General features: G+C 65.0%; 3 protein-coding genes. 1 reads left to right on the top strand and 2 read right to left on the bottom strand.

The features are described from left to right. Positions 1-21: 21 nt before the first annotated feature. Positions 22-1107 carry a GGDEF domain-containing protein gene (locus B2W70_RS00700; protein ID WP_286742021.1) on the bottom strand — a complete coding sequence of 362 codons (1086 nt, stop codon included), beginning with the start codon at positions 1105-1107 and terminating at the stop codon, positions 22-24. Positions 1108-1388: 281 nt separating this feature from the next. Between B2W70_RS00700 and xth the strand changes: the two genes are divergently transcribed. Further along, positions 1389-2171 (top strand): exodeoxyribonuclease III, encoded by a 783-nt coding sequence (gene xth, locus B2W70_RS00705; RefSeq protein WP_286742022.1) that lies wholly within the window; start codon positions 1389-1391, stop codon positions 2169-2171. 6 nt (positions 2172-2177) lie between these two features. Here xth and mutY read toward each other — a convergent pair whose 3' ends face one another. Then, the gene (mutY, locus tag B2W70_RS00710) at positions 2178-3278 is read right to left on the bottom strand and encodes an A/G-specific adenine glycosylase (RefSeq protein WP_349677422.1); all 1101 of its coding nucleotides are present in this window, start codon (positions 3276-3278) and stop codon (positions 2178-2180) included.

Genomic DNA, 3278 nt, shown 5'->3' on the forward strand with positions numbered 1-3278 from the left:
CCGCCACAAGGCAGGGGTGGCTCACGCCACCCTCACCTCGGTCACCAAAGGGGCCAGCATCGACACCACGCGGTTGCGCCCCTCGCTCTTGGCCCGGTACATGGCCTGATCGGCCCGGCCCAGTGCCACCTCGGGCGACTCACCCGGCAACAGCACGGTCACGCCGATGCTGGTCGTCAGCCGCACGTTTTCATCGGTGAGCCGGAGCGGGTGATCCGCCAGCAGCCCTCGCAGGCGCTCGGCCACACCCTGGGCCTGCTCCACCGAGGCGCGGGGCAACAACACGGCGAACTCTTCGCCACCCAGGCGTCCCATCGTGTCCTGCACGCGCATGCAGCGCTGCGCCACCTCCACGAAATGCCGCAAGGCGTCGTCGCCAGCGCTGTGGCCCCAGGTGTCGTTGATGCGCTTGAAATGATCGAGGTCGATCACCAGGATGGGCAGAGCGGGCCGCTGACCGCCACCATCGCTGAGTTGTTGCAGGCGATGCAGAAAGGCACGCCGGCTGTGCACGCCCGTCAATTCATCGCGGTCCACCAGCCTGCGCAACTCGCCATGCGAGTACTCGGCCACCAGCAGCAGCACGCAAAAAGCCATCACGTTCATCGCCACAGCCGACTCCAACAGGATGAACGGTGAGATGGCCGTCATCCGCGTCAGGCTCATGGGCCCACTCAGGTCGATGGAAAACAGCCAGGGGCGCCCCAGCATGAACAGGCCATGCAGCAGGCTGACTGCCGCCAACAGGTAACGCGCGGGATAGGCGCTGACGCCGCCCTTGGCCATCGCCTGAGCCGTCAGCACGAACAGCACCCCCAGCGACAGACTGTGGATGAGGAACCGGGCCGTGAAGTCCGGGTGCACCGACGTGAAGTAAACCGCCACGGAGGTGACGGCTCCGATCATCAAGGCACCGATCCAATGAGGCGGGTGTGGCTCACCCACATGGCGCCTGGCGCCCACGTAGATGAAGTAGCCCATGCCCAGCAGCAGCCCTTGAGCCAGGGCCACCGACACGACACCGGGCCAGCGTCCTCGCAGGAGCAACTCCAGGCAGGCCAGGAAGCCCAAGCCGTGCGCCAGGCTCCACCAGGCCAGACCAGGCACCAGGCACCAGGCGATTGATGCGCCAGACGGTCGCCATGACGAGCGACATCAGGCCCATCAGGATGGTCATCAAGATCAGCAGGGTGGGACTGTGCAAGGTGTCAACAACCGGAAAACAACAAACCAGGTCGCAGCCGCACATTGTGTCACGTGGCCTGCGCACCGACGCATCCGCCATTCATCGTCCACCAGGCGAAAAGCTTGAGCGGTTTTTCACGCTCTTACATCGACTCATCGCACCGGGTTAGGATCCGCGCACGCCATCTTGATCTGCTCGCCCCGTGAAACTCGCCACCTGGAACGTCAACTCCCTGTCCGTCCGCTTGCCCCAGTTGCTCGACTGGCTGGCGGCCAACCCGGTCGATGCCCTGGTGCTGCAGGAAACCAAGCTCACGGACGACAAGTTCCCGCGGGCCGACATCGAAGCGGCCGGCTACCAGTCTCAGTGGTTCGGGCAAAAGACCTACAACGGCGTGGCATTGTTGAGCCGGCAAGCTGGCATCGACACGGTGCGCAACATCCCGGGGTTCGTCGACGAGCAGGCGCGCGTCATCGCTGCCACGGTGCCGCATGCCACGCTCGGCAGCGTGCGCGTCATCGGCGCCTACTTCCCCAATGGCCAGGCGCCCGACAGCGACAAGTTCGTCTACAAGATGGCCTGGCTCGAAGCGCTCAACGCCTGGGTCAAGGACGAGCTCACCCGCCACCCTCACCTGGTGCTCATGGGCGACTACAACATTGCGCCCACCGACAGCGACGTCTACGACCCGGTCGGCTGGAAGGACCAGATCCACTGCACGGTGCCCGAACGCGAGCACTTCCAGCGCCTGATCGACCTGGGCCTGACGGACGCTTTCAGGCTCTTCGAGCAGGCGCCCAAATCATGGAGCTGGTGGGACTATCGCAACCTGGCATTTCGCAAGAACCAGGGCCTGCGCATCGACCACATCCTGGTCAGCGATGCGCTCAAGCCCAAGGTCAAGGCTTGCCACATCGACAAGCAGCCGCGGCGCAACGAACGCCCGAGCGATCACGCACCGGTGATCGTCGAGCTCAGCGACTGACAAGGCTCATTCGCCGAGCAGCCAGCGCTGAAATGGCTTGGGCAAGGCTTTCTCGCCCTGCTCCAGCGCAGACCAACTCACCCATTGGCCCTCGCCGAGCAGCGGCTCGGACACACGCGACATCACTCGCCTCACATCGCCTTCGTGCGCCACGCTCGCCTGGGCGCGGGCGAGGTGCAAGCGCCAATCAAGGTGGGTGAGCACGTGCGTGACTGGGGGCTGAAGTTCAGCAGGATGCGGCCAGGCTGCCTTGAAATCGGCCTCCGAGGCAAACATGGGCAAGGTCCACAAACCGGACCAGATGCCGGTGTGCGGCCGCTGAACCAACCAGACCGCATCGTCCTTTTGCAGCCAAAGGCACCAGTTCTCACGCTGGCTGCGCTTGAGCTTCTTGGTTTTGACAGGCAGGCGCTCGGGCTCACCCAGCTTGCGCCCCTCACACAGGTCTGACCATGGGCACGTCAGGCAGGCCGGTTGGCGCGGCGTGCACAGCGTCGCCCCCAAGTCCATCAGGCCCTGGGTGTAAGGCACCATGTCAGCTGGCTGGACAGGCACCAGCGCCTGAGCCGCCTCGGTGAGCGCACGCTCATGCGCTCGCACGGCAAGGTCGCCTTCCCAGCCCAGCACCCGGCTGAGCACCCGCCTCACGTTGCCATCCATGATGGAGATGCGCTCACCAAAGCAGAAGGCCGCAATGGCCGCCGCCGTCGAGGGCCCGATGCCCGGCAGCTGCTGCAAATCAACCGCATGAGCGGGAAAGCTGCCAGCGTGCGCGTCTCGAACCACCTGGGCACATCGGTGCAGGTTGCGTGCTCGGCTGTAGTAGCCAAGCCCACTCCAAAGGGTCAACACCTCGTCGAGCTCCGCATTGGCCAGCGCCACCACCGACGGAAACCGCGTCAAGAAGCGCTCGTAGTAACCCAGGACCGTGCTGACCTGCGTCTGCTGCAGCATGATCTCCGACAGCCAGACGCGATACGGCTCGCGCGTTTGCTGCCATGGCAGGTGGTGCCTGCCTTGCGTGCGCTGCCAGGCCACGAGGCGATCCGGCAGGTCGGGGTGCAGTCGTTTGGCCCTGCCCATCAAGGCGGCCGCGTCAGGTTCCAT

This window comes from Aquabacterium sp. UBA2148, assembly GCF_002328915.1.
Lineage (GTDB): Bacteria > Pseudomonadota > Gammaproteobacteria > Burkholderiales > Burkholderiaceae_C > Aquabacterium > Aquabacterium parvum.